This is a genomic window from Donghicola mangrovi (assembly GCF_013377535.1).
GTDB lineage: Bacteria > Pseudomonadota > Alphaproteobacteria > Rhodobacterales > Rhodobacteraceae > Donghicola > Donghicola mangrovi.
Window position 1 is genome coordinate 1 of the sequence record NZ_JABCJE010000010.1, and the last position, 26,587, is coordinate 26,587.

At 57.5% G+C, this 26,587-nt stretch carries 26 protein-coding genes and 1 pseudogene; 13 read left to right on the plus strand and 14 right to left on the minus strand.

The features are described 5' to 3' along the window. From HJ536_RS20970 to HJ536_RS16270, 6 genes are all read left to right on the plus strand, one after another. Nucleotides 1-252 (plus strand): hypothetical protein (locus HJ536_RS20970; RefSeq protein WP_228028762.1); only part of this gene is annotated, 252 nt, incomplete at its 5' end. 359 nt (nt 253-611) lie between these two features. Beyond that, the gene (locus HJ536_RS16250) at nt 612-1,169 is read left to right on the plus strand and encodes a hypothetical protein (RefSeq protein WP_177158521.1); all 558 of its coding nucleotides are present in this window, start codon (nt 612-614) and stop codon (nt 1,167-1,169) included. 137 nt (nt 1,170-1,306) lie between these two features. Next, nucleotides 1,307-1,789: a hypothetical protein gene (locus HJ536_RS16255; protein WP_177158522.1), complete on the plus strand. Its 483-nt coding sequence runs from the start codon at nt 1,307-1,309 to the stop codon at nt 1,787-1,789. Between the two features lie 86 nt (nt 1,790-1,875). Then, nucleotides 1,876-2,154, plus strand: a complete 279-nt coding sequence (locus tag HJ536_RS16260) for a hypothetical protein (protein WP_177158523.1) — start codon at nt 1,876-1,878, stop codon at nt 2,152-2,154. Between the two features lie 198 nt (nt 2,155-2,352). Continuing rightward, a complete protein-coding gene (locus HJ536_RS16265; protein ID WP_177158524.1) occupies nt 2,353-2,610 on the plus strand; it encodes a hypothetical protein in 258 nt (85 codons plus the stop codon). Continuing rightward, a complete protein-coding gene (locus HJ536_RS16270; protein WP_177158525.1) occupies nt 2,607-3,152 on the plus strand; it encodes an SH3 domain-containing protein in 546 nt (181 codons plus the stop codon). The genes HJ536_RS16265 and HJ536_RS16270 overlap by 4 nt, the downstream gene beginning before the upstream one ends. A gap of 1,101 nt (nt 3,153-4,253) precedes the next feature. Here the strand turns inward: HJ536_RS16270 and HJ536_RS16275 are convergent. The 4 genes from HJ536_RS16275 to dctP form a co-directional block, all read right to left on the minus strand. After that, on the minus strand, nt 4,254-5,183 hold the full coding sequence (locus tag HJ536_RS16275; RefSeq protein WP_177158526.1) for an alpha/beta hydrolase: 930 nt from the start codon (nt 5,181-5,183) through the stop codon (nt 4,254-4,256). 17 nt (nt 5,184-5,200) lie between these two features. Further along, nucleotides 5,201-6,496, minus strand: a complete 1,296-nt coding sequence (locus HJ536_RS16280; RefSeq protein ID WP_228028763.1) for a TRAP transporter large permease — start codon at nt 6,494-6,496, stop codon at nt 5,201-5,203. Then, entirely contained in the window at nt 6,489-7,010 is a 522-nt protein-coding gene (locus tag HJ536_RS16285; protein ID WP_177158528.1) for a TRAP transporter small permease, read from the minus strand. The genes HJ536_RS16280 and HJ536_RS16285 overlap by 8 nt, the downstream gene beginning before the upstream one ends. A 79-nt stretch (nt 7,011-7,089) precedes the next feature. Then, complete coding sequence (gene dctP, locus HJ536_RS16290; protein ID WP_177158529.1) at nt 7,090-8,067, minus strand: TRAP transporter substrate-binding protein DctP; 978 nt, start codon at nt 8,065-8,067, stop codon at nt 7,090-7,092. Nucleotides 8,068-8,234: 167 nt separating this feature from the next. Here dctP and HJ536_RS16295 point away from each other — a divergent pair, with 167 nt between their 5' ends. Together HJ536_RS16295 and HJ536_RS16300 are read left to right on the plus strand one after the other, a co-directional pair. Further along, on the plus strand, nt 8,235-8,912 hold the full coding sequence (locus tag HJ536_RS16295) for a TetR family transcriptional regulator (protein ID WP_177158530.1): 678 nt from the start codon (nt 8,235-8,237) through the stop codon (nt 8,910-8,912). Between the two features lie 38 nt (nt 8,913-8,950). Then, on the plus strand, nt 8,951-9,418 hold the full coding sequence (locus HJ536_RS16300) for a DUF3237 family protein (RefSeq protein WP_177158531.1): 468 nt from the start codon (nt 8,951-8,953) through the stop codon (nt 9,416-9,418). Nucleotides 9,419-9,517: 99 nt separating this feature from the next. Here HJ536_RS16300 and HJ536_RS16305 read toward each other — a convergent pair. Together HJ536_RS16305 and HJ536_RS16310 are read right to left on the minus strand one after the other, a co-directional pair. Further along, nucleotides 9,518-10,280: pseudogene (locus HJ536_RS16305) on the minus strand (IS5 family transposase); the annotation flags it as partial. Nucleotides 10,281-10,742: 462 nt separating this feature from the next. Continuing rightward, nucleotides 10,743-11,291 (minus strand): GNAT family N-acetyltransferase, encoded by a 549-nt coding sequence (locus tag HJ536_RS16310; protein ID WP_177158532.1) that lies wholly within the window; start codon nt 11,289-11,291, stop codon nt 10,743-10,745. Between the two features lie 382 nt (nt 11,292-11,673). Between HJ536_RS16310 and HJ536_RS16315 the strand changes: the two genes are divergently transcribed. Further along, entirely contained in the window at nt 11,674-12,546 is an 873-nt protein-coding gene (locus HJ536_RS16315) for a hypothetical protein (protein ID WP_177158533.1), read from the plus strand. A 396-nt stretch (nt 12,547-12,942) separates the two neighbouring features. Here the strand turns inward: HJ536_RS16315 and HJ536_RS16320 are convergent, their stop codons facing one another. The 4 genes from HJ536_RS16320 to HJ536_RS16335 all read right to left on the minus strand — a co-directional run bounded on the left by HJ536_RS16320 (nt 12,943) and on the right by HJ536_RS16335 (nt 15,785). Next, nucleotides 12,943-13,440, minus strand: a complete 498-nt coding sequence (locus tag HJ536_RS16320; RefSeq protein ID WP_177158534.1) for an AAA family ATPase — start codon at nt 13,438-13,440, stop codon at nt 12,943-12,945. Nucleotides 13,441-13,655: 215 nt separating this feature from the next. Beyond that, on the minus strand, nt 13,656-14,288 hold the full coding sequence (locus tag HJ536_RS16325; RefSeq protein ID WP_177158535.1) for an alpha/beta family hydrolase: 633 nt from the start codon (nt 14,286-14,288) through the stop codon (nt 13,656-13,658). Between the two features lie 33 nt (nt 14,289-14,321). Beyond that, nucleotides 14,322-15,257: an MYG1 family protein gene (locus HJ536_RS16330; RefSeq protein ID WP_177158536.1), complete on the minus strand. Its 936-nt coding sequence runs from the start codon at nt 15,255-15,257 to the stop codon at nt 14,322-14,324. Between the two features lie 216 nt (nt 15,258-15,473). Next, the gene (locus HJ536_RS16335; protein ID WP_176854695.1) at nt 15,474-15,785 is read right to left on the minus strand and encodes an ETC complex I subunit; all 312 of its coding nucleotides are present in this window, start codon (nt 15,783-15,785) and stop codon (nt 15,474-15,476) included. 246 nt (nt 15,786-16,031) lie between these two features. On the opposite strand from HJ536_RS16335, the gene uvrB reads away from it, so the two are divergent. From uvrB to HJ536_RS16350, 3 genes are all read left to right on the plus strand, one after another. Next, nucleotides 16,032-18,218, plus strand: a complete 2,187-nt coding sequence (uvrB, locus tag HJ536_RS16340; protein ID WP_276529465.1) for an excinuclease ABC subunit UvrB — start codon at nt 16,032-16,034, stop codon at nt 18,216-18,218. Nucleotides 18,219-18,523: 305 nt separating this feature from the next. Next, the gene (locus HJ536_RS16345; RefSeq protein WP_177158537.1) at nt 18,524-19,084 is read left to right on the plus strand and encodes a hypothetical protein; all 561 of its coding nucleotides are present in this window, start codon (nt 18,524-18,526) and stop codon (nt 19,082-19,084) included. An 83-nt stretch (nt 19,085-19,167) separates the two neighbouring features. Next, nucleotides 19,168-20,052, plus strand: coding sequence for a sulfotransferase family protein (locus HJ536_RS16350; RefSeq protein ID WP_177158538.1), 885 nt, complete (start codon nt 19,168-19,170; stop codon nt 20,050-20,052). Here HJ536_RS16350 and HJ536_RS16355 read toward each other — a convergent pair. The 3 genes from HJ536_RS16355 to HJ536_RS16365 all read right to left on the minus strand — a co-directional run bounded on the left by HJ536_RS16355 (nt 20,049) and on the right by HJ536_RS16365 (nt 24,474). Next, nucleotides 20,049-22,340 (minus strand): glycosyl hydrolase family 28-related protein, encoded by a 2,292-nt coding sequence (locus HJ536_RS16355; protein WP_177158539.1) that lies wholly within the window; start codon nt 22,338-22,340, stop codon nt 20,049-20,051. The genes HJ536_RS16350 and HJ536_RS16355 overlap by 4 nt on opposite strands. A 97-nt stretch (nt 22,341-22,437) precedes the next feature. After that, the gene (locus HJ536_RS16360) at nt 22,438-22,839 is read right to left on the minus strand and encodes a DUF4864 domain-containing protein (protein WP_176854688.1); all 402 of its coding nucleotides are present in this window, start codon (nt 22,837-22,839) and stop codon (nt 22,438-22,440) included. A 57-nt stretch (nt 22,840-22,896) separates the two neighbouring features. Beyond that, a complete protein-coding gene (locus tag HJ536_RS16365) occupies nt 22,897-24,474 on the minus strand; it encodes a lysine--tRNA ligase (protein ID WP_176854687.1) in 1,578 nt (525 codons plus the stop codon). 176 nt (nt 24,475-24,650) lie between these two features. On the opposite strand from HJ536_RS16365, the gene HJ536_RS16370 reads away from it, so the two are divergent. After that, nucleotides 24,651-25,022 carry a tellurite resistance TerB family protein gene (locus HJ536_RS16370; RefSeq protein WP_194245095.1) on the plus strand — a complete coding sequence of 124 codons (372 nt, stop codon included), beginning with the start codon at nt 24,651-24,653 and terminating at the stop codon, nt 25,020-25,022. Here HJ536_RS16370 and dacB read toward each other — a convergent pair whose 3' ends face one another. Then, nucleotides 25,023-26,534 (minus strand): D-alanyl-D-alanine carboxypeptidase/D-alanyl-D-alanine endopeptidase, encoded by a 1,512-nt coding sequence (gene dacB / locus HJ536_RS16375; protein ID WP_177158540.1) that lies wholly within the window; start codon nt 26,532-26,534, stop codon nt 25,023-25,025. It abuts the gene before it with no gap. Nucleotides 26,535-26,587 lie beyond the last annotated feature (53 nt).

The window sequence follows — 26,587 nt, forward strand, 5'->3', positions numbered from 1 at the left end:
GCAATGACGTCTGACGAATGTGAATACACAGCTATGGTGCTACGCCGCCGCAAGTCCGCTCTCAGCCCTTCCATGACATTTGTGCTCCTCACGGCGTCCAACCAAGCATTGCCGCGAAGCGCGGTTTCCTTTACGCGATACCAACTCCCGCACAGCGAAACAAATCCCATCAACATCATTTGTCATCGTCGAATGAGTTTTGCAAAGAACCCTCATCTATCTGGAAATCAAATCACTATCAAATTATTTTAGTTTAGCATTTTCTTGATCTCCAGAAATTTTTGAAGCGTTTATTCTCTGCCCCTGTCGGAACGGTTCAGAAGGCCCCTCAAGGTAAAACAATGTCTGCAGCCCTGTCTTGGCAGATGAGGCGAAAATATACTCGCCTTGCAATCTGTTAAAATTCAAAACATGGGGCGTTAGTAGCGACAATTTCTTCCATATGGGCGACATCTTACATGTATAGGATATGAAGCTTAATTATCGATAGAAAGAGTTCATATAAATGGGAGTGACGTGTAACCTGTGAAAAGAGAAACATGCAATTTTGACTGCGCTAGACACATGGCGTCATTGTGATGCAAGATTGACTCGTGTGGCGGGAGATAGGAATGCGCAGGCGTTTTTTGATTCAAGTTTTTCTATTGTCTGCGAATGCATTGTGGCTGCCGAGTCGTGGAAGTGCAAGTGTAGGAAAGCTGATAAAAGCTTTGAGCACCCTCTCCACGTCATCAGGACGTGTTGCCGCAAAAGATAGCATCAAAAATAGCGCAGTTAACAAAGGAGCAAGGTTATCTGCTGAAAGCGCAGCAGCATACGCGGCTCGTAGCGCAGCGCAAAAGGTTGCTGGGTCAACGCCCTATGCTTCTAGAAATACTGCAACTTTAGCGAACGCTCTGTCAATATTGGATTCCAGCGTTTCCGTTTCATTTGCACTTCGAGAGATATTTCAGAAAGAGAGCGATGTAGCGAGGGTTCTAGAGGGGCCCTCTGGCGCTGTAACTTCTACTGCAATCTACTATTTGCTATTGCAGGAATGTTCTAGGCAAGCACACATTGCAATGTGGGTAGATCTGCCTTTGCAAAATTTTAAAGGTTCTGGCGCAGGAAACGCATACAGCATCCGAAAGCTACAAAAAAATACGATGATGGGTACGTGGTATCCGTGAATATCGAGGTATTCGCTCGAAAAAGCTCGAGAAAATTGGGAATTTTATAATCTAGACATCTATTGGATCAATGCAACGGCTGGCTGGCTTATTACGTCTATGGAAAGCTTAGAGGGCCATTGAAAGGTGGAGAGATCATGTTTCCCAAGAGGTTGTGGGGTCTTATTGGAGGAGCCGGTCTTGTGGTCGGGATTTTGGGAGACTCAATCTCTATCCTAGGCCCAATAGATGAATTCTTAAATGAATACTCAACTGAAGATGCCATTGGTCTAATATACAATCTGCATGATGCCATTTCCTCTTCCAATCAAGAGGCCTTGAGATTTATGGCTTCAATTTATGCGGATGGTGTAGATTTTTATGGCAGAACTTCTTCCGTAAGCGAGGTGGTAGATGAAAAGAAAAGGATATTTCACCGTTGGCCAAATCGAGATTACACGTTCGTTCCGATTGAGGAAAAGTCAGCCTGCACGAGATATCAATGTGTCGTTGTTGGGTGGACGAAGTTCAATGTGTCTAATGGGAATGGCCTGTATAATTCCGGTTCCGATATGTACAAATATACACTCGAACGCGTGAACGGGAATTACAAAATTGTTTCAGAAGTAAATGCGAAATAGCGCCTTCCTACGGCTGTACGCTGACGGCTACACTTGCGCACTTAAAGACGCACTAGTGTCCTAGTCCTAACCAGATAAATTGCACAATGCTGAGAACTGTCAGTTGGGGCGAGTTTCTAAGGAGTGGGAATCTGCTTGTTGAATGGCATGATTTGATTGAGAAAAAAGATATTCCAAACATGAGCGTGCAAATTCGCCACAGCGCAGCCGCATCTCTGTTCGCAGTGCAAACAACCCTTCCGCCCCGATTTACAAGTCCGGTAGAGGGGACCTTCATCTTGGAACAGTGGCGGGGCGAGAAGTGGAAAATTTGGGTGTTCGATTTGGCTAAAGAACTTCAATTACTGGGTTTCTTTGCAGAATGAGTGCAAATACTTCAGTTAAAAATGGCTATTTGTTGATGCTTTTAAGTAATGAAATTTAAGAAGAAGCGTGGTGAGCATATCGTTCAAACGTAATACTGTTTTTGGGGAATTGGTATGATAAAATTTTCAGTTTCATTGTCTTGTCTTATTCTGATATCCGCTACTTCTCTTCGCGCGCAAGAGACCGCCAGAGAGGTAATGCAATTGGTGCGCGACACCTGCCAGACGGCTAAGGATGAAGGTAGTTTTTCAAGTTTAGTTGCAAAGGGAAAAATTGATGGAAGCGTCCGGGTTCGCCTCGTCGGAAAATTAGAGGCAGACGCCTATGTTGAACTGACCGATGAGGAGTGGTCCAGTATAAGGCAGGTTGTAAATACGGATCAACTTTCCGACAATCAAGACTACCGAGCTTGCGTCAAGGAATTGACGCCCATTGTTATGGGAAAACTGAAATGAAGAAGATTCACGCGGTTTTTTTGTTTTGTCTTCTTTTTCCCGGATTTTGCCTTGCAAACGAGAGCTTGAGTGAAAGAGCTGCACGGCTGGCCGTAGATAGCTGTACCGTTTCATCTGTACAGGGTGTAGTCCGCAATTCAAGGAATAATCTGGTACTTAGCTCTTCGGGAAGCTCACAGAACATAGAAGTAACCGAAGAAAGTTGGAACGGGATTCAACAAGTTTTGCGAGAACATCAGCAGATAGAAAGTGCGAACTATCGCGAGTGTGTACGTGAATTAACGAAACGGTTCATTGAAGCAGAGGCGATCGCTTTGCCTCAGTTTGTAACTTGCTACGTGGATGATGTTCGTCCACCGGATGATTGGCTCGCGCTAAGAACAGAACCCAGCACAAGTCGTGGCGTTCGTTTGGCAAAATTAGCACCGGGAGAGAGTATTAAATTCTTGGGCGACCGCACGGGCGATTGGCATAGAGTTGAAACCGCCGACGGATCCGTTGGCTGGGTCTCTTGGAAGCTTCCAAGATGGATTAGTTGTTGAGAGCACGCAGACAGTTCAAAGAACTCCCCAAAATTGAGGAAGAAACGTTTAAGCGTTTCGCAGCATTACGTACGTTTTGGTTCTTGAGTGGCGTGTCCATCACTGCGTTTGGCCCGAACGGTTGCTTCCAAGTAGTGAGCCCAATGAAGCAAAGTCCGCTAACTGCGCATTCCCGACCTTCGGCTGTTAAAGATGTTGCGGGATGCCTCGAAAGTCCGGTCTGGTGAAGCTGCACTGCGGCATCGGCGCAATCCCGACCGGCAGCAAAGGGCCGGGAATGACGTTTGCCGAATGTCAGTACACGCGTCTGGTGCTGCGCTGCCGCAAGTCCGCTCTCAGCCCTTCGGCGAAATTTCATTACGGTATTAGAATAGCTTGGGCTCGCTGAGTTGGGTCGCTCTTTTTTCGGCGAACCACGCAATCTAAAAGCCATAGTACGAGAACAGATGCATCGATCCGGCTGCCATCATCGGCGTTTGGCCCGAGTTGTAGATGCAGAAGTTATCGAACTCACGCTCGGCTATTCGTTAGTGGCATCCGCGATGTCACCGAAGGCGGGTGGTAAAAGTTCATTCGATGGTCTGTTTCCAGAGCCATGGCGACGTTTTCGCTAAATCTCTGCACTACCAACGCGGTCGGGATGCCTCAGGCCCAGGTTTGGATATCATTGCTTAACAACGAGACGTTGCGGGCCCACGGTGCGACGGTTGTCCGGTTCTGCCCGGGCGACCAACCAAGGCGGCGGCAACTCTTGGATTAGGTGGAGGCTTGAGGCGACAACCGCATAGGCAGTTGCGGCCAGAAGCATGGCGCATTGCTCAGAAAGCAGCGAGCCGTAAGCAGCTTCTCGTCATGAACAGATTTCGTGCTCCAGGTCGACATCAATGCCTGCACCGTCCCCTTTTGGTTGCGTAAAATCAATCTAGGTGCGCTCGCTCTATGACAGTTTCCGGTCCAACCTGTTCCATAGACGCGTCCGGCTGCATTCGCCACCCAAATTGTAGGATGTCGCTGGACAGGTTTGCGCTCATAGCTTACGCGCTCGACTGTCAGAAAGGAATGACGGTCGCGCAGACGGCATGCCAGTCAACTAATGGGCGCTCACCCTGTGTACATACCATTCAGCCAGGTGGTCATGGCCGCGAGGCGGGCTCGCGTGTCGTGGCAATATGCCATGGCGCGCAGGTAGCCGTGGATCAGCCCCTTGCCCTCATCGAAGGTCACGTCGTTGCCCGCAGCCCGCAATATTTCGGCATAGGCGTAGCCGTCGTCGCGCAGCGGATCGTGCTCTGCCACGGCTATGAAGGCGGGCGGCAGCCCTGTGTGATTTTCGGCGTGCAAGGGTGCTGCGAGTGGATGTGTCAGGTTCTCTTCCGAGCCGCAGTACATCATATTGGTCGCGGCCATGTCCCGCGTGCGGACCAGCGGACCTTCGGCGTTCTCCTGATATGACGGGAAGGACATCTCGAAGTGAACGCATGGATAGACCAGCAACTGGGCCATTGGTGCAGCATCGGTGCCGCGCAGCTTAAGGCAGGCTGCAGCTGCAAGGTTGGCCCCTGCGCTGTCACCGCCGATGGCGACGCGGGTCGGATCGATGCCAAGATCGGCTGCGTTTTCGCTGACCCAGCGGGCCACGTCGATCACCTCATGCACGGCCTTTGGAAAGGGATGCTCGGGCGCGAGGGCATAGTCTACGCTGATCACGGTCTGGGCATTGGCCTCGGCGATGCGGCTGGTGATGTCAGAGTGGGTCATCGGGCTACCCTGCATCCACGCGCCGCCATGCATGTAGATCAGGCAAGGCTGCACTCCGCCTCTGCTATGGCGGTCGATCCGGCACAAAACATTGCGCCCTTCAGAGCGGACAAAGCGGGTGGCGACCTCAACGCTGTCGGGGTGCGGCATGCGCATCCGGTCTGCGATATATTCGAACAGCAACCGGCGGTCGGTGATGGGCGCGCCCTCGGGCAGATCGCTCCATGCATTGTTCCAGACCTGAAGGAAGGTGTTGATTTCGGGATTGATCATTGGAGTCTCCTTGGCGATCAGCCTTGGTAGCCAAGCAGGCGCGGCAAAAAGAGGACGAAATCGGGGACAAAGGTGATGATCCCCAGTGCAAACAGCAGCGCCAGAATAAAGGGCCAGATATCGCGGACGATGGCGCCAAGGGGCTGTTTGGTGATGTTCGCGGTGATGAACAGCAGCAGGCCGTAGGGTGGCGTGATCAACCCCAGCATCGAGTTGACAACGGCGATGACGCCAAAATGGATCAGATCAATACCCATGGCCTGCACGGCGGGGATCAGGATCGGCACCACGATTAGCAGGATTGCGCCGCCTTCCAGCACACATCCCAACAGTAAGATCAGGATGTTGACCATCACCAGAAAACCGGTCGGGCTAAGGTCCATGCTGCCAAGCCATGTGGCCAGTGCGTTCGGCACGTCTTCGCGGGTGATCACATAGTTGAAGGTGATCGAGCCTGCGATCAACACACCGATGGAACCAGCGGATCGGGCGCCAGACGACAGTGTCTCCCAGAACGCGCGGAAGCTGACCGAGCGATACAGCATGACCGAGATCATTAGCGCATAGGCGGATGCGACGGCTGCAGCCTCGGTCGGGGTGACGATGCCGCTGTAGATGCCGCCCAGAAGTATGACCGGCAGCATTAGGGCCGGAAGGGCCTGCATGGTGATACGCGGCAATTCGGACATTGGAACGGCCTGATCCGTAGGGAAGCCGCGCTTGCGGGCGATGATGTAGTTCATCACAGACATCGCCAGCGCCATCAACAGGCCGGGGGCAAGGCCCGCCGCAAAGAGAAAGCCCACAGACTGATCCGACACCAGTGCATAGAGCACCATTGGAATTGATGGCGGGATGATCGGGCCGACGGTGGCCGTGGCTGCGGTGATCGCAGCGGCGTAGCTGGCAGTATATTTCCCGTCACGGGTCATCAGGCCGATGATGATTTTGCCCATGCCCACCGCATCGGCTACGGCTGAGCCCGACATACCGGAAAAGATCACCGAAGAGACCACGTTCACATGGCCTAGCCCGCCACGGAAGCGACCAACCAGCGCTTGGCAGAACCGTAGCAGACGGTCCGCAAGGCTACCGATGTTCATGATGTCTGCGGCCAGAATAAAAAGTGGGATCGCAAGCAGTGTATAGCCGTTGTAAAGGCCCTGTAGCAGCTGCTCGGATGCGATGGAGGGGTCATAGCCCTTCATGATCAGATACAGGAACGAGCCGCACATCATGGCGAGGCCGACGGAAAGACCTGCGATCGACAGAAAGACGATCAGCGCCATGGAAAGCAGAAACGGATCAGTCATAGTCATGGGTCTCCGGATGCAGGTCTACCTCGTCGCGGCTGCGCGATCCCATGATGCCGCCCCATGCGGTCAGTAGCATCCTGATGATGACCGAGATGTGGAAGGGGATGTAGATGCCGAACACCAGATCAAAGGGCCAGCGCAGATAGGCGGTGCGCTCGATCTCCATGAAGGTCACGTAGCCCCACGCGGCGGGCAAGGTGTAGATGAAGATCACGGCGCAGGTCAGGCCAGTAAAAACATCAAAGGCGCGGCGCACGGCGCGCGGCACGGCGCTGTAGACGATATCCAGACGGATCATATCCCCTTGGCGGACCACAAAGGCAAAGCTGAATAGGATGCCCCAGACCCATGCGATGGTCACCCATTCTACGGTCCAGCCGACGGGCAGGTTCAGGAAATAGCGGAAGACGATTTGCAGGATAAACACAGCGAACATGCTGCCCAGAAGCAGCGCGCTGATGTGACGAGGCAAAGCGGCAAACCGCTGCCAGAGCGTAGTGACAGGTTCCATAGCTGATCCGGTCCTGAAAGGCGCGAAGGATCGGCAGGGATAGCAAACTATCCCTGCCGGTTTGCAGCGTTTGCGGGCCTTATTGGCCGAAGGCAATGATTGCGTCGATCATGCCGTCGGGCCAGTCTTTCGAGTACTCCGAGTTTTGGTAGACCTCGATCACGTGGCTTTGGAAAGCGGCGTTGTCAGGGGTGTAGACGTCCAGCCCATTGGCGACCATGTCCGCCTCAAGCGTGGCTTCCTGATCCAGAGTCACCTTGTCTAGCGCCGACTCGAAATTGTCGGCGCATTCCTGAACCTTGGCCTGCTGCGCCTCGGTCATCGAGTTCCACTTGGACATCGAGATCGTGAATTCGTTCGCGGCGATCAGGTGGGCGGTCTTGCCGATGTGGTTGATCACTTCGTCGAACTTCATGCTGCGCACTGCGGGAAAGCCGTTGTCCTGACCGTCAATCGCGCCGGTTTGCAGGGCGGTGTAGACCTCGGTGAAGGGAACGGGAACGGGCGATGCGCCCATGGCAGTGCCAACGAACTGCCAGCCCTCACCGGGAGGCATGCGCAGTTTTACACCTTCCAGATCGGCAGGGGTCATGATGCGATTGTCGCCCACATAGCCCAGATGGCGGGCGCCGATGTAGGGGAAGGACAGGATCTTTACCTTTGCCTTCTCTTCGATCTCAGCCAGCATGCTGTCCAGCACGTCCGAATTGTAGACCGCACGCATGTGGTCATAGTCGCGGAACAAGAAGGGTGTGCCCAAAATCGCGGTCGAGGGGATCTGGTTGTAGAAATCAAATATCGCCAGGTTCGCCATATCCAAGTTGCCGCGCTGCATGGCGGTCATCTCGGTGCCCTGCTTGAACAGGGTCGCGCCGTGGTAGGACTTGAATTCAAACTCATCCCCAAGGCAGGCGCCGAACGCTTCGCGCAGGGTCGTGGTACGGATGTCATTCTCGGACACGGTGTCCGAGTAGATCAACTCGACCCGATCGGCGGCAAAGGCCGCGGTCCCGAGTGAACAGGCGGCCACGCAGGCCATCAGGGTATTCTTCATCATGGTCGTCTCCTCCCGGACGGTGTCCCTTGCGATGCTCGACGGCGACCTCCTCGCCCGTCAAAACATCGCTTGCATTTTTTGTACCACGTGGTTCATTTAAGTAAAGACAGTTTCTGATTGTATTCACTCAGCCCTTGGCACACTGTCTCTCTGGGAGGATTTGTTTCGTGAAATCAGAGGACAAGCCACGCCCGCGCGCCGGACGGCGCAGACTGGCCGCCGATCAGGACGGGGCGGATCTAGCGCAGGAGACGCGGCGGAACATCATCGAAGTCGCCACGCGGGAATTCGTTGCCCACGGATTCGAGGGCGCCAGCGTGAATGAAATCGCCAAGGCCTCGGATACGTCGAAGCGCATGTTGTACTATCACTTCGAGTCCAAGCAAGGCCTCTATGCTGCCGTACTGGAAGCCGCCTATGCCCGCGTTGGCCGCAACGCCGAAGGGGCCGATCCTGGCATTTCGGCCATGGAAAGCCTGCGGGCCTATGCACAGGAAGCCTTTGACAAGTTTAACGCCAATGAGGATTTCGTCCGTCTCATCATGGCCGAGAACCTCGCCAACGGGTCAACCATCCGGGGGTCCGACCCCGTTCGCAGGCGCAGTAACGCCAACCTCGCCGCCTTGGACGCGATCTGCGCGCGCGGCCGCGCAGAGGGCACTATGCGTCCCGATTTTCGCGTGATCGACCTGTATTTCGCGATCCTTGGCGTGTCCTTTCACGCGGTATCGAACCGGGTTTCGACGGAGGTGTCGCTAGGGCTTGAACTTGGCACCGAAGAAGAGCTGGCATTTCGCCGCAAACTGGTTGGCGATCTCGCCTGCCGCTACGCGAAGACATCCTGAGGGGCGCGCCGCGGTCCCGCAACACGAGAGGCAATCCTATGACACCCGAAGAAATCGTCGCACGCCATCCGCCAGCGGCCCCCGGGCTGGCCCTGATCTGGACCGCCCTCGTGGACATTGCTCCGCGAGAGGACTGGGGAGCGTCGCCGCGCGGCCATCGCTACGTGGTGCCGATCACCGGCGGCCATGTCATCGGCGGGCCGGGCTTCGAGTCGCTGACAGGCCGTGTCCTTCCCGGAGGTGCCGACCGCCAATTGGTCAGCCCCGGGGGAATCAAGTCGCTGTACGCGCTTTACGAGATGCAGACCGAGGACGGCGCTGTGCTCACCATCGAGAACCGTGTAAAGATCGACGAGACAGTCGGCCCGGACCCCTACCGCCGTTCGGTGATCGAGGTCACGGCGCCGGACGGGCCACATGCTTGGATGAACCAGCGCATCTTTGTCGGCACTTTGGAGCCTGTCATGCCCATCCGGGACGCGGTCATCATCCGGGGGTGGGGCTGAAGTCTCTGCGTATAGAGCCTGAGATCGATTGCCATTACCACGATCTTCGATCCTCAGCGCTTTCCCTACGATCCCGCCTATGCCTAGGGTCAGGATTCGTAACCAGTAAATGACGCGAGCCGCGAGGGCGAAGGCTGAGAGGAACACCTTCGGGCACCGGTCATATCGGGTGGCCACGCGCCTCCAATCCTTGAGTCGCCCAAACATGATCTCAATGCGATTGCGCCGCTTGTATCGGCGTTTGTCATATTTGACCGGCTTTGTGCGTTTCTTTCGAACTGGGATACACGCGCGTAACCCTTTGTCCTGCAACGCTTCTCTGAACCAATCGGCGTCATAGCCACGATCCCCGAGCAGCCATTTGACGTTTGGCAAATCACAGAGCAGCGCCCGTGCGCCGATAGAGTCGCTGACCTGTCCAGCGGTGACGGACAAGTTGATCGGTCGTCCCTGACTGTCGCAGATGGCGTGCAATTTGGTCCCTCTCGGGCCATTGCCTCGCAATGCCCTGCCGGGCAACGGTTCATGCCGCCCTTGGTGCGACCAATCAGGCGAGCACGCCCCCCTTTTTGACGGCCATGCTGGTCACCGTTCGGTGGGCCTTCAAGTAGGTCGCATCGATCATCACGGTCGTCGTCTCGCCGTGTTCCGCTGCCAGCCCGGCCTTCATTCGCGCGAATATGCCCTTTTCGCTCCAACGCTTCCAGCGGCTATAGAGCGTTTTATGAGGGTCATATTCCTGCGGCGCATCCCGCCAGCGCAAGCCATTGCGATTAATGGAGATAATTCCACTCAGCACCCGATTGTCATCCACCCGGGGCTTACCGTGCGACTTTGGAAAGAAAGGCGCCAGACGCGACATCTGCGTGTCGGTCAGCTAGAAGAGATCGCTCATGTCACCGCTCCATTTTCCGGACCGTGAATCATGCCGCGCGAGCGAAATCAATGCATCCTGACCCTAGGTAAGCGATTCAGGAGATCATACTTGGCCCCAAAAATCGAACAAGTTTAGAATGGATGCGAGCATTTTTGACATCTGTTGGGTAGTCAAATGTCCGGGTGAGGCGTTCTGAAATTGAAAGTTACAGATTCTCTTCGTAAACGAAGCAGCTCTCAATGTAAGTAAATCGAATGACAGAGAAGTCCGTACACCGTGAGTTGACGCATCATTGGTTTTCGCGCTCGCGGCGAAAGGCCGGTTCGGTGAAGCCGCACTGCGGCGCAGCCGGATCAGATGAATGGCTGATAAGGGCTGGGAACGACGGTCACTGCTGCGTGCCAACCGCACGGCCCGCCGCGTCTCAGCATAAGACCGCTTCGAGTCTTAGTGGACCTTGGAGTATATGAAGCAATCGCGCGGAATGTCTGAGATGTTGGGGTGCCGGAAGTAGCGCCGCAGGATGCCCTCGCGCACCATGCCAGCTTTTTCCATTACCCGGGCGGACGCTGGATGCTCCACATCACAGAACGCTTCGGCTCTGTGAATGCTTGGATGCGACAAGGCATGATCCACGAGCCACACCATGACCTCGGATGCGCAGCCCTTACCCCAAGCCGACGCCCGTAAGACGTAACCGTAGCTCACCTTATGACCCATCAGATGAGGATGAAACATCCCAACAAGCTGAGCAGGTTGTCGGCTATCAAATGTGACCAAAGGGAAACCTTTTCCCGAAACCCACTCCGCCGCAGCAATCTTCAGGAAAGCAGTCGTTTCAGCGACACTTTGGTGGGGCGTCCAACCAAGGAAGCGAGTGACTTCCGCATCGGTGGCATAACTGTCGAAGATGGCCTGCGCGTCATCGAACTTCACTCGGCGAAGATGATAGCGGTCGGTCTCGAACTCATCTGGAAGGCGGTAAGGTGCGTTCATCCCGTCACCATATCAATAGAGCCAAGCGTGGCAAGTTGCTGAAGGTTGGCTTCGTCCGCACTGCGGACATTGGTCGGTTTTACAATGCTGCGCTATGCCTTGGATGGTCGCTTCGGTGAAGCTGCCCTGCAGCGATAGCTTGCCCGGCGAATGTCCGGAGAGTTCCAAAATTTGGAACTGTGCTATTTGCCACTGCGTGCCGCTTGTCGCTCCGACATGCTTTCCGTCGGACTGTTTCACCACATCCGAGCCTAAGTGTGGGGACCGGAAAATAGCAGCTCATAATACGACAAAAACTTAAAACGGCCCAACTTAGGCCTTTGAAAAGGCTCTTCTCAATGAAATTACAAGTGGCAATTGGGTCTTGTTATTTAAAGTTAAAATGAAATATATCCGGATAATTCAGAATTTCTATGTCGCCATTCTGATGGTTTTGAGCGTTGCGAGTTTAGTGATTGCTCAACCCGAGCGCGCTCTACTACTCGCTCACGGATCAATGCTCCCTATTGTCGACGTGTTCGTAGCTATCATAACCACTACCGTTTACGGCTTCTTATTTTTGCCAACTATTCTCTTCAGGACCAAGTTGGCCGCAACATTAAGTTCAGCTGCAATAATGATCGTTGCCTTTGGTCCGAGATTGGCTGCCGAATACGAAATTTACTCGGAAACGGCAGTACTCCAAGAGAATGATCAGCTTCCAACCGAGATTGCAGAGGGTCCGAAAGTTGTCGATTTATACATGATAAGTGATCGGGACGTTATTCGAGCACTCCTTGAGACACCGACAGTTGAAATCGTGCGGTTTCGAAATAAGTATAATTCTAGGGATATATATTATAAAACGGAGACTGGCGGCATTGGCAAAATCCATGACCCCGATCCCGATTATTTCGGCGCTGCCGATATGGCTGTCAAAAGCAGTAACGAGAGCTTCTTTGACATTGTCTTCAATGCTGGAGTTGACCCCGGAGGCTTGGGGCGACTGTACAGCGGCAGTAGAATTTCAGTCATTGGTGGCAGCGTCGATCAACAAGAAACGGCATCGGTCCTGTTCCAAAGAACGTCTACTGTCTACGAAGTTCCAAAGGTACCAACACGATTTACACCGATTTTTAGAGGCTTGATTCGCGGCAATAACGGTGGAATCGAAGTAAGCCGCTTTCGGCGACTTCAGTCCGATTATTCCTTCGGCGATTTGCTCGCTGCTCTCGCTGAAATTGGATTAGATATTCCAGAACACCACCTAGATTGATACGTAACTAAGTGGCCCGACCTCACAGTTGTCTGCTGTGAAATTGCAGACCGGATTTGCAAGTTTTAATCTATGATCGGCTTTAGAATCTAGATCATATCGAAAGTGGTCGCTGTGGTTTTCCTACGGTATTGTCGAGGTGGGTGCTGAATGTCATCTGACGAGAAGTAAGTGTTCATAAATTCGTTTTGACAAACGGTAGGTTTGTTCGCTGAGTCGACCTTCATCTTCCGAAAATGCTGTGCGATGGACGAACGGCCGGTCTGGTGAAGCTGCGCCGCGCCGATCGGCCAACTTCCGAACGGCAGCAATGGGCCGATCGCGTCAATAGGGTGGCGCGGCCCTCGTGTTGGGGCCGCCGCACCGCCGCATGTCCGCTCCGAGCACAAAGCCGCGTTAGAGATGGCGCTCAATCTCGCCTACGGCATCAGCGAGATTCAGCTTGGCCGTGTCCAGCCGCACCTCTGCCGTAGCCCACGGCGTGTAGTCGCGGGATAGTACCTTTTGCCAGTCCGGTTTTTCGAGACCGGGCACATCCATCGTGCGTTCTTCGACCTTTGCCCGATGGATCACCGGATCAGAGCAAATGGTTTCAACGCCAAGAATTCTTACCTTTGACCGCTTTGCGGCGGCAGTGAAGATCTCTCGTGTGATCGCCCAAGGGTTCACGCAGTCGATAATTGTCGTGTGCCCCAGAGCAAGATTTGAGGCCGCAAGGGCTGCTGCGATATGGTAGCTCTCCGGATCGATGTCCCGGTCGGGATCAATTGCCCAGATCGCGGCGTCGATCTCATCAATCCGCAGATATACCGCCCCCGTTGCGACCGACAGGGCGCGTGAGATTGTGCTCTTACCAGTTCCCGGCAAGCCTGCGAATGAGATGAGAGTAGCCACAATTATGCCCGTGATGCCTGTTCGTGGTGCTCATCTAGCTTAGAGCTGAACGACAGCAAAGTCCCGCACTGCCGACCTTCATCTTCCGAAAATGCTGCTCGATGGACGAATGGCCGGTTTGGTGCAGCTGCACCGCGGCGGTCGGCCAGGGACTGAAAGGCAGGTTAGGGCCGGAAATCGCCTTGGCAACCGTCTTCTACAACACTTGACGCAGCTCAGATGCAGACGCTTGCCCAAGCCTTGGTTTGGCTCGCGAGGGCTTGGAGATGGTCTTCCAAGCTGGAGCCCGTCACCCGCTTGCGCGGTTTCAGGTCATGGTCGCCATCTTCCATCCAGTGAAGAGTGACTGCATCTGAGAGAGTGTAGGTCTCGACGTCTTCGCGTGTCCCGAAGGGATCGCGTGTGCCTTGGCAGATTAGGGTCGGGCATGTGATGTGGGCTAGGTTCTCGCCCCGTCGATTGTCGGGTTTCTTCGGCGGATGAAACGGAAAGCCGAGGCACAGGAGGCCTGTGATCCCTCCGGCTTCAAAAAGGTCTTGAGCAATGAGGCTTGCCACGCGGCCGCCCATGCTCTTGCCGCCAATAATCAGAGGGCCGTCGCTGGGTAGTGCTTCTATCGCCGCCAGAAACTCTGGCACATAGGTTTCGGCCTTCGCAGGTGGCCGTTTGGAGCCGCCCCTTCGGCGGGCAGCCATGTAGCTGAACTCGAAACGGGCGACGCGGAAGCCCTCGCCCGCGAGGTTCTCCGCGACGGTGTTCATCCATGGCGTGTCCATCGGTGCGCCGGAGCCGTGGGCAAAGAGGATCGTGGTGCGGCCAGGGTCATCCCCGTTCAGCAGAAAGTCCATGGCACGTTCCTACAACATGCTCCAAAGATGGGATCAGGCAGCGCTGGCCTCGCGCTCGGCTTCTTCGACGGCGAGTTCGGCCATCTTCAGGGCCGCCTCTCGGCTGCTGGCAACCGCGATGAAGAGGCCATTGTGACAGAACTTCGCGCCTTTGACGCCGCTGGCCTCTTCGAGCGCTTCGTCGGTCAGGCCGGCCCATGCAGCGGGCAGATCGGCGCGCTGCTCAAAGCTGTCGCCGCTGATGCGGATGCCGCCGATGGACCAATCACTGTCACGGGGATTGATCACGAACAGCAGGTGGTCGGCCCCCGCGGCGTCGATGGCCGAGCGGAAGGGCATGCCCATGGGCAGCTCCAGAATGCGCGAGCTGCCTGCATCTGCGATGGCTTTGGCAACGATGGCCTCGGCACGGCGCTTGGCGGCTTTCTTGGCGATCGAGGCTTCGACGAAGGCCCCTGCGATCGGCAGCGCCTTGGCAAAGGCTTGATCGTCCGCATCGGGGCTGCGGTTGTCGAACACCGGCTTCAGGCTCTCGAGCAGAACAGAAATAGTCAGCGAGGTCAGAGGGCCGGCCACCGACGGGTTCATGACGCCATTATCCATCTGGTCGATGGGCAGCACGAAGCTTTTCTCGAAGCTGGCGTGGATGTCTTCCAGATCCGCCTCTGGGATTTCCAAAGCGCGTAGATAGTCGAGCCCGTAATGCTTCCAGATCAGACCGAAGGAACTGTAAGGCTGCTCGTCCTCACGGGTGGGCACGGGGCGCTGGTGGTGGTCAAAGATGCGCGCCTCGGCGTCGTAGTCGCGGCCCACATCATAGATGATCTTGCCCTCGCCCGGGGTGATCCATGCTGTGTCGCGGGTGCGGACCAGTTCGGCCTCGGGGAAGAGGCGGGTCAGGATGACCGAGGACAGCAGTTCATCCGCGTGAAAGCCGCCACTGTGGGTTACGAGGTGGGTAATGGTCATCTGTGTCACTCTGACAGGTCTGGAAATGCAACGGGCGACCGGTGGGGTCGCCCTGAAGAGGTCATGTTCTGGGGTGCTTCAACGGCGTCAAAACAGCAATCAAGATATTGCGATCAGCGGGCGGATTCGCCTAAATCTGGGGTTTCGCTCAGTTCAAACGATACTTCGTGAGATCTTTGCGCCGATTTCGCGACAACTTTACCCCGATTTACAAGCTTAGTGGGTCCAAGCACCACGACGGTTGGTCGCGAAGTTTTCGCCGTAGCCACCTTTGCGGATGTTCGCTTTGCGGGGCTTGGGCTCGAACACTTCGGCGTCGATGCCATGCTCGCTGGCGTATTCCAGCGCGGCTTCTTTGGACGAGAAGCGCAGTTTGACCTGGCTCTGGGTGTCGCTCGAAGAGGTCCAGCCCATCAGCGGGTCGACTTCACGGGCGCTGGCATGGGCGAATTCCAGAATCCACTCTTTGCTTTTTGCGGTGCCCGAGGACATGGCCGTTTTGGCCGGACGAAAAATGCGTGCGCGCATGGGATGCCTCCTTAGAGTTCGGTTTCTTATCCTGAAATCGCGCGGGTTACGCAAGGCCTACGGTTGCAATCAGGGACCGTTCGGGGGCCTATCCACAGTTTTTCGCGCCGGTTGCGGCGTTTGGGTGACCTGGCGCCCCTGCCCTGCCCGCCTGTTAACCCCCTAGAAATGTATTTGAGTCGCCCCTCTGCCCTTGAAAGGGAACAAAAAGAGGACAAGATATGCGGTGACCAGACGGAGACCCCCATGCACAACAACCGGCCAGACCAGTTCTCGATGCAGGATGCCGCCCCCCAGCGCCGCGAAAAGCTGGAAGGGGGCAAGCGGTTTGTCATGCACACAGCGTTCCAGCCCGCGGGCGACCAGCCGACCGCGATCCGCGAGTTGGCAGGCGGCGTTCTGGATGGTGAGCGGGATCAGGTTCTGCTGGGGGCGACCGGCACGGGTAAAACGTTTACCATGGCCAAGGTCATCGAGGAGACCCAGCGCCCCGCCATCATTCTGGCGCCCAACAAAACGCTGGCTGCGCAGCTCTATGGCGAGTTCAAAGGTTTCTTCCCCGAGAACGCGGTCGAATATTTCGTGTCCTACTACGACTATTACCAGCCCGAGGCCTATGTGCCCCGCAGCGACACCTATATCGAGAAAGAGAGCCAGATTAACGAACAAATCGACCGGATGCGCCACTCGGCCACGCGGGCCCTGCTGGAGCGGGACGATGTGATCATCGTGGCCTCGGTGTCGTGTATCTACGGTATCGGCTCGGTCGAGACGTACAACGCCATGACGCAGGACATGCATGTGGGGCAGATGTACGACCAGCGGCAGGTGATTTCCGATCTGGTGGCGCAGCAATACCGGCGCAACGACCACGCCTTCCAGCGGGGCAGTTTCCGCGTGCGTGGCGACGTGCTCGAGGTTTGGCCTGCCCACCTTGAGGACCGCGCGTGGCGCATGAGCTTCTTTGGCGAAGAGCTTGAGGCGCTGACGGAATTTGACCCGCTGACCGGCGAAAAGACCGACACCTTTGACCGCATACGGATCTATGCGAACTCTCACTACGTGACCCCGCGCCCGACGATGAAACAGGCGATTATCGGGATCAAGGAAGAGCTGCGCAAACGGCTGGATCAACTGGTCGGCGAGGGTAAATTGCTAGAGGCGCAGCGGCTGGAGCAGCGCACCAACTTTGACCTCGAGATGCTGGAAGCCACCGGCGTTTGCAACGGGATCGAGAACTATTCCCGCTATCTGACCGGCCGCGCCCCCGGCGAGCCCCCGCCCACCTTGTTCGAATTTATCCCCGACACTGCGATCGTGTTTGCGGACGAAAGCCACGTGTCGGTCCCGCAGATCGGCGCGATGTACAAGGGCGACTACCGGCGCAAATTCACGCTGGCCGAGCATGGCTTCCGCCTGCCCTCTTGCATGGACAACCGCCCCCTGAAGTTCGAGGAATGGGACGCCATGCGCCCCCAATCTGTGTTCGTCAGCGCGACCCCCGCCGCGTGGGAGCTGGAGCAATCCGGTGGCGTCTTTGCCGAGCAGGTGATCCGACCGACCGGCCTTCTGGACCCGATGGTGGAAATCCGTCCGGTGGAAACGCAGGTGGACGATCTGCTTGATGAAATTCGCCGAGTGTCACAGGCAGGCTTCCGGACCTTGGCCACGGTGTTAACCAAGCGTATGGCCGAGGACTTGACCGAGTACCTGCACGAACAAGGCATCCGCGTGCGCTACATGCACAGCGACATCGACACGATCGAGCGGATCGAAATCCTGCGCGATCTGCGTTTGGGCGCGTTTGATGTGCTGGTCGGGATCAACCTGCTGCGCGAGGGTCTGGATATCCCCGAATGTGGCCTCGTGGCCATTCTGGACGCCGACAAAGAGGGTTTCCTGCGATCCGAGACCTCCTTGATCCAGACCATCGGTCGCGCCGCGCGGAACGCCGAGGGCAAAGTGATCATGTACGCCGACCGCATGACCGGCAGCATGGAGCGCGCGATTGCCGAGACCAACCGCCGCCGCGAAAAGCAGATCGCCTATAACGAGGAGCACGGGATCACCCCCGCGACGGTCAAAAAGAACGTCGATGACGTGCTGGCGGGCCTTTACCAAGGCGACACGGACATGTCCCGCGTCACCGCCACGATCGACAAAAAGCATCAGGGCAGCAACATGCAGGCTGTTCTGGAAGGGCTGCGGAACGACATGCGCAAGGCGGCCGAGAACCTCGAATTCGAGGAAGCAGCGCGGCTGCGGGACGAGATCAAGCGCCTCGAGGCGGTGGATCTGGCGATTGCCGACGACCCGATGGCACGCCAGTCCGCCATCGACGCCGCTCAGGATGAGGCGGTCAAGGCGCGCGGCCGCAGCACGGCCGGACGCCCCGGCCAGCGCGGTGGCAATGTGAAACGGCGGGGGCGTTAACCCCCGTCAGATGAACGGAACGAAGGGCACGCCGCATCCGGCTAGTGCCAGCAAGCCTGCGATCAGAATGAATTTTTTCATGAAACTGCCTCTGGTGGTTTTGTGGTTTGCGGGACCGTGGCAGGCATTTCTGGCGGGCGCAATGCGGCCGTCCGATAGTTTCGCGCCCGTTCGTTAGCCATCTGTTAACCCCGATTGCCGAAAGTCGCCCCATGTGGCGGATCGTGGTGTTAGTCCTTTTGTTGCTGGCGAATCCTGCGCTCGGGGGCCCTTGGCCCCGCGAGAAGGGCAAGGTTTTCACCGCCATGGGCGTCCTAGATAGCGGGGCGGGGTCGTTCTATGGCGAATACGGTTTGGGGGGCGATTGGACTATCGGGGCGGACGGGTTCGGAGCGTATGACTACACCGGTCACGCGGCGCTATTTGCCAGCCGATCGTTCGAGTTGAAATCCAGCCGAATGGCGCTGGAGATGGGCGTGCAGATGCGCTCGGGCGGATTGATCCCGCTGGACCCTTATGGGCTGTCCTATGGGCTGGATATCAGCCCGCCGGAACTGCGGATCGGCGCTTCTTGGGGGCGTGGGCTGGCGGTAATGCAGGGCGGATGGTTCACCGTTGGGGCCAGCCGCAGTCTGGGGGCCGAGCCGTTAACCAAGCTCGAAGTGACCCTTGGCGTTTCGTCCCGCGACTGGTGTAAGGTTTATGCGCAGCTACAGGGCAGCCATTCCTGGCAGCAGACGGACTGGCGGATCGAGGGGGTCGCAGGCGCGAAAATCAGCGACACGCAGGACCTATTGCTGAGCTATAGCGTTGGTCTATCGGGCAGCACGCCAAAGGTGGGCCTAACGATCTGGCAGAATTTCTGACCTGTTCACGCCGCAGCAGGGTAAGCTTCTTTGACGATCTGCCGTTTTGCAATATGCTGGCAAAAAAACGAAACAGGCAATCGATGCGCAAACAACCTACGGTTCTGATCGGACTCGGGGCCACGAAGTCGGGAACGACGTGGCTCTACCACTATCTGGCCGATCACCCGCAATGCCATGTTCGGTCGCGTAAAGAGTTGCATTATTTCGACAATCTCGAACCCGAGGCGTTGCAACGCGAGCGGGACAAGGTTGGTAAAAAGGCCGAGGAACTGAGCTTTCGTGCGACCACAGCCAAGGGCGCGCTGCGCACTCGTGTGCGCAAACGGTTCGACGATGCGCTCGATTGGCTGCTGGTGTTAAACGACACCGATGACGAACGGGACTACGCCTATGTCTGCTTTCTGAAAACGGGCGCCGAAGGGGCGCCTGTGGTGGCCGACATCACGCCGTCCTATGCGATCCAGTCGGAGGATGTTTACCACCGCATGGCCAAGGTCGCGCCCGATACGCGGTTCTTATACCTCATGCGTGATCCGGTGGCCCGTTTGTGGAGCCATGTTCGAATGAACGCCGAAAAGTCGAACAAACCCAAGCAGTTCGAGACCCATTGTGCCGACATGCTGCAGGCGGCCTTGGATGATAAACTGCCCGAGATGCGCGCGCGGGGCGACTATGCCTCTGCGTTGGAAAAGGCGCGCGTTTTGCCCGAGGGGAAATTCCTGCCGCTCTTTTACGAGGATATTTTTGGCGGCGACGGGTTGCAGCGCCTTTGTGCGTTTGCGGGACTGGATTACGTGCCCGCCGATACAGCCAAAAAGCATCACGAAGGCAAATCCCTGAAAATGACAGAGGGGCAAGAGCGTGCCGCCTTTGACATGCTCCGCCCCCAATATGATGCGGTCCGTGACTATATGGGCACCCTGCCCCGCGCATGGCAGGACAAGGTTAACAAGTTCGGCGGTTAAAGCGGCGCGTCAACGCGCGCCGTCAGGGTCACGCGGCCCTTTAACGCTGTTTCCCACATCAGCTTGACCTTGTCTCCGTTCGAGCCTTGCTCTGGCTCGGCATAGGGGGTGGCCCATTTCACCATGCCCCCCGCCGTGGTCAGGGGCCCTTCGGCAATCACCGCCTCGACGGAACGGACGCGGCCTTGGAATGGTAGGCTGGGGCCGCAGTCGATGGTCCAAGTGCTGGAGGCGGTGTTCTGATCGACCTTTAGAACCAAAGGGTTACGGATCTGGTTGGTGACCGCGTTAAACACGTTACCCTGAACCATGACGTTGTAACTGCGGTCCAGCTTTAGCTCGGCATAGGTGGTGTCCAGATCCTCGACCCGCTCGATATTGCCGTTCAGCGCGCGGAAGACATTGTTGCCCATGGTCAGGCCGCTGAGGAAATGGCCGGTGCCGTGGGGGCGCACGATAAAGAAGCGGAACGCCTCTGACACATCATTCACGGTAAAGATGTTACCGTTAATGGTCAGGCCCCCGAACGAGAATTCATCATTCTGCGCAGGGTCCTGATCGTGCTCGTTGGCCCACAGAATGTAGTTGTTGTCGATGTAGTTGCCGGTGATCGTGGTCTTGCAGTTCGTCTTGCTCAGGATCAGACCGGCCGATCGGATGCCGTTCGAGGCGCTGTCCCCTTGGAACCAGTGATTGCCGGAAATCATGTTGCCCGCACCGGCCAGCACGATCGAATGTTTGAAGTGAACAAAGCGGTTATCGCGGATTTTCACGTCATTGCCGGTGGCGTTCATGGCGATGCTGACGCGCTCGGACACGGTCAGAGGGCTTTCGTCCGACAGGAACTGGCAGCGGTCGACCATCATGCCTTGGCACCCTTCGCCGGGCGAGGTCAGCGCGCGGTTTTTCGGGCGGGTAAAGACACTGTCGCGGATGTGCAGGCCGATCCCGGCGGGCGCGATCATCAGGCCACTGGCGCGGCCGTTGCAACGGAACTCGATATCGGAAATGGCGAACTTGGCCAAGTTGCCGAAGCCACTGAAATCCAGCAGATATTTATAGCGGCGGAAGGTGAAGTTCTGGGTGCCTTCGGCGTCAAACAAAGGGCAGTTCAGGCGCACAGTGCCCGATGCCACGTCAACGGCGCGCACATACACTTCGCGGCCCACACCTGCGCCTTCGACCAGTGCGCCAACGGGGATATTCGCCACGTTCTGAACGCTGTGCAGGAAATAGGCGTTCGACGGATCATAGCTGGCAACCGAGGTCACCACCGTGTCGTCCCAGTCCGAGGAATTCGACGCCTCGATCTGGCCATTCTGGATCACGCGGCGGGTGGCATAGGCGTCGCGGTTGGGGACAGCGGCTTGCATATCAAGGGGCTCGGTCAGTTGGACGCTGCGCCCGCAGAGGTCTAGCGTGTCATGCGAGCCGCTGTTCAGCAGTGCTTGAAATGCCTTGGCCAAGCCCTTGGATTCAGACCCGAAAGCGGCGGCATAGGTCACCAGATCCAGATTGCGCTGAAGGGTAAGAATGGCGTCCTTGGGCATGACCAGCGTGCCGGAAAACTGCACGCGGTGTTCCAGCGTCAGACTGCTGCCCAGATAGTAGCTGCCGGGCGAGACATAGACCGCGCGCCCATCAGCGGCGTCATCGGCGGCCAGAAATGCGGCGGTATCGTCGGTGCTGCCATCGCCAACGGCGCCATAGTCACGCACGTCCACCGCGCCCACCAGTTGGGGCAGGAACAGGGCGGTTACGTCCTCGATGATCACGTCGTCGATGTGCACGACGCCGCCATTGCCGCCCGTCAGGTCAAAACCGAAATGGCCAGCGGCCGCATCCATGCCCCAGACCATGTCTACGCCGTCCCGCGCGCCGGTGCCGACGATGCCCGACACCTCGCGGATGGAGCCGTAGCCTGTCAGCGCTTTCGACGGGCCAATCGCGGTTAATCCGCTGATCGCGGAGCCTGCGCTGTTCACCGGGGTGCCTGCCACGCGCACTTTGGGCAGAGTGCCCGAGATCGCCTTGATCCGGATTCGGATGCGCAGGTAGCGGCCCGGAACCATCGGGGTCGCGTCCATGCAGCGCACGCGCTGGGTGCTAGAGGATTTCACGATCTCCAGACAGCCGCCAAAATCCCCGTCAGCGGTCACGATCGACACGCCGCCCACGGTTTCCAGCGTCTGGCTGCCGGTCAGGCCGTCGCCTGCTGACCAGTTGTACAGACCCTCTTCGAAGGGGACGGGCAGCAGGTCATCAGGATCGGTATAGGCAATGGTCATGGTGTTTCCCTTTTTGCGTGGGCGCACGAGATGCGCTTTGGGCCAAGGGAAGTATCAATGCCGTTTTAACCGGCTCTTGCGGGGGCGTACGGTGCCCTCAGGCAATCGCGCCGTCGATGGCCAGCAGCCGCACGCCGTCGATTTGCCAGCGCCCGTCGATCTGGATCATCTTGTATTCCAGCGTGTGCGCCTTGCCCGAGCGGTCCTCGATCACGACGGTCTGGAACAGGGTGCCTTCGCGCTCCGCAAGGCCCAGAAACACTACGGTTCCGGGCCGCCAGACCATAGGGTAGCCGTTCTGGACCATGTGGCCGAACATCTCGGGGCTGCGGAAAATGCCCTGTATCGTCGGGCTGGCAAAGGTGAACGCCGTCGCCAGATCATCGGACTTGAACGCGTCCAGCTGGTTGCGGATGGTTTGACGAATATCGTCTTGTTGCGCGACAGCGCCGATGGCCGTTCCCAGCCACAGCGCCGCCGCAATGATCAGTGTCTTCATGGCACGCCTCCTCTCCTCTACAGGACGAGGTAGCGCGCCTTTTGGTTTCAGCCAGAGTTAGCCGAGATTGCCCGCCAGACCCTGTTCGATCAGGGCGATGGTCTCGTTCAGGCCGTAGAGCGCGATGAAGCCGCCGAAACGGGGGCCTTGGCTCTGACCCAGCAGCACTTCGTAGATCGCTTTGAACCAGTCACGCAGGTTCTCGAAGTTGTGGTCCTTGCCCACTGCGAACACGAGGCTTTGCAGCTCTTCGGCGTCCATCGCGCCTTCGTAGCCCTGAAGGCGACCCAGCAGATCCTGCAGCGCGGCGCGTTCCTGTTCGGTCGGCGCGCGGAAGGTTTTCGTGGGTTTCACGAAGTCGTTGTAGTAGCGCACGGCGAAACCGGCGGCCGCATCCAGATCGGGATGGGTTTCTGCGGTGGCTTCCGGCGCATAGCGGCGGATGAAGCCCCACATGGTTTCCTTGTCCTGCGCACCGGCAGCGGAGGCCAGGTTCAGCAGCATCGAGAACGGCACAACCATCTTTGACTCAGGCACATCGCCGCCGTGGATGTGGAACACGGGGTTGTTGACCCGCTGGTCCATGTCCTGATCCGCATAGGCGCGCAGCTGCTGGTGGTACTCGTCCATCGCCTTGGGGATCACGTCAAAGTGCATACGCTTTGCGGTCTTGGGCTTTTGGTACATGAAGTACGACAGGCTCTCGGTCGAGGCATAGGTCAGCCATTCGTCGATCGACAGACCGTTGCCCTTGGACTTCGAGATTTTCTCGCCGTTCTGGTCAAGGAACAGTTCATAGGTGAAGTGCTCGGGCGGACGCACGCCAAGGGTCCGGCAGATACCGTCATAGATCGGCGTGTTGGTGCTGTGGTCCTTGCCGTACATTTCAAAGTCCACGTCCAGCGCGGCCCAACGGGCGCCGAAGTCGGGCTTCCACTGCAGCTTTACGTTGCCGCCGGTCACGGGCAGGGTCCATTCCTTGCCGTCTTCGTCGTCAAAGGTGATGGTGCCGTTCACGGCATCCACGTTCTTCATCGGAACGTACAGAACGCGGCCGGTTTCGGGGTGGATCGGCAAGAAGATCGAGTAGGTCGCCGCGCGTTCATCCCGCAGGGACTTCAGCATGATCTTCATCAGATCATCGTATTTCGCAGCGGCGCGCAGCAGAATCTCGTCGAATTTGCCGGATTTGTAGAATTCGGTCGCCGAGTAGAACTCGTACTCGAACCCGAAGGTATCGAGGAAGCGGCGCAGCATCGCGTTGTTGTGGTGACCAAAGCTTTCGTACTGCTCGAACGGGTCCGGAACAGCGGTCAGCGGTTTCTGGATGTTCGCGTACAGCAGTTCCTGGTTTGGTACGTTCTCGGGCACTTTGCGCATGCCGTCCATGTCGTCCGAGAAACAGATCAGGCGGGTCGGGATATCGCTGATCACCTCGAAGGCGCGACGGATCATGGTGGTCCGTGCTACTTCGCCAAAGGTGCCGATATGCGGCAGACCCGAGGGGCCATAGCCGGTTTCGAACAGCACGTAGCCCTTCTCCGGCGGTGCCTTTTCATAGCGTTTCAGCAGCTGGCGCGCTTCTTCAAAGGGCCAGGCTTTCGAACGCATTGCGGCTTCGCGCAGTTCAGACATTTTCCGTTTCTCCGTAGGTGACTATGAGCGGCGAGGGTCCGCACATTTCCGCTCTCCCTATTGCGAGGGGGCTCAGGCGTCAATAATCTCATGGGGAAAGGCCGTATTTGAAAGGAAACAACGTGACCGAAGAAGTCCAGCACATCATCAGCGCCCAAGACGCTCTGGTCGCCATCATGGTAGCGATTTCGGCCTCGGACGAAGACATGCGCACTGCCGAGCTGGTGGAAATCCAGAACTCGGTCAACATGCTGCCGGTTTTTGCCGAATATGACACGGACCGCATCGCGCGCATCACCGAACTGGTGTTCGAGCTCTTCGAACAAGAGGACGGTCTGGATGCCCTGTTCGGCCTGATCCGCGAAGCTTTGCCCGAAAAGCTGAACGAAACCGCCTATGCACTGGCCTGTGACGTGGCCGCAGCGGACGGGCATCTGTACGAGACAGAGCTGCGTTTGCTCGAGGAAATGCGCTACGAGCTGAACATCGACCGTCTGCACGCCGCAGCGATCGAGCGCGGCGCCCGCGCCCGTCACATGACCGAATAATCAGGCGTCGTAGACAGCGCCCCAGCGCTGGATGAGCGCCTGCTGCAACGCTTTGGCCCGCCGGTTCCAGGTTTTACCGCCCGGCGGGCTTTCTTTCTGGAACTCGGTCAGGGTGGCGCGTTTCGGCAAATCCGCTGCGAAAATCGCGAAGGTCAGATCGCGCCCCTTGGCCGTGGTGATATAGCCCCCCAGCCCGCTGGCAAAGTTCAGGGTGCCGGTTTTGGCGTGAACGTTCAGCTGGCTGGTCGGGATGGCCTTGCCCTGGGGGTCGGTCATGGGGATCGACTTCATCAGATGGGGCAGCAGGCCGCGATGCACGGCACCGGTATAGGCCTGCGCCAGCCCCGCCGCCGTCACCCGCGATTCGGCCCCGAGACCCGAGTGATCGACGAACTTGCAGCCCTTCATCCCCAGTCGGCTTTCGGCCCAAGCGGTCATCAGCTGACCCGAGGCACGCAGGCTGCTGACCTGCCCTGCCCGCTTGATGCTGGCCGTCAGACCCGCGATTTCGGCGGTCAGGTTGGTGGAATACTTCAGGCAGCTTTTCAGAACGTCCTGCAAAGGCTCGCTGCTGCGCTGCGCCAGAACACTGCCGCGCGGCGCACTGCGGGTGACCTGAGGCTTGGGCAGGTTAATTCCGTGGCTGCGGGCAAAGACCTGCAGAACCTCGCCTGCATAAAGCTCGGGTTTGCGCACGGGCAACCAACGTGCCCCGCCATTCCCCAAAGCGCCGCTGGCCACGGTCCAGCTGTCAGCAGCACCCAGATCCTTGTAGGTAAACACCGGCAGATCGCGCTGTGCGATGCTGATCTTGGCCATGGTGACATCGGGGCGGTAGTGATCCGACCGCGCATCCATCGTCATGGCATAGCCCTTGGCCGCGCGTTTCCATTCGAAATGCACGCGGTTGTAGTTCAGGTTCAGCCCTGAAATCGGCGGGTTATATCCGGCGTAGTCCGGCTGGTCCTTGTCGATCTCTACCGTAAAGGGCAGCGCGCCGCCATAGACCAGAAACTTGCCCCGAACCTCTCGGATACCGGCGGCCTTCAGCTGTTTCGCCAGATCGGCCATGCCGTCGGTGTCCAAAGTCGGATCGCCGCCGCCTGCCAAAACCAGATCGCCGTTCACCACGCCGCCCGATACGGAGCCAACCGCAATGATCCGCGTGTGGAACCTGTAGGCCGGCCCCAAGGTTTCCAGCGCGTAAACCGCCGTGACCGATTTCGCCACGCTTGCGGGGGGCAGACCGCCAGCGACTTCGCGCGCCTCTAGCACCTGACCGGTGCGGGCATCGGCCACCGCATAGATCACCTGACCCGACAGCCCCGCATTCGCAAGCAAGCTATCTGCGGCGGGCAGGACAACCTTGGTCCCGCCAGAGGCCGCACCGGCACCGGGGCGCAACTGGGGACGCAAGGATTGGGCAAGCCCCGCTGCATCGGCCGTTGCAACTTGCAAAGCCGTTGCGCCAAGCGCGCCAACAAAGAAACGACGAGAAACAGCATGTACCATGCGCACACTAAAAACGCAGGCCCTTTGAGCGGACAAGAGCTAAGTCACGCTTG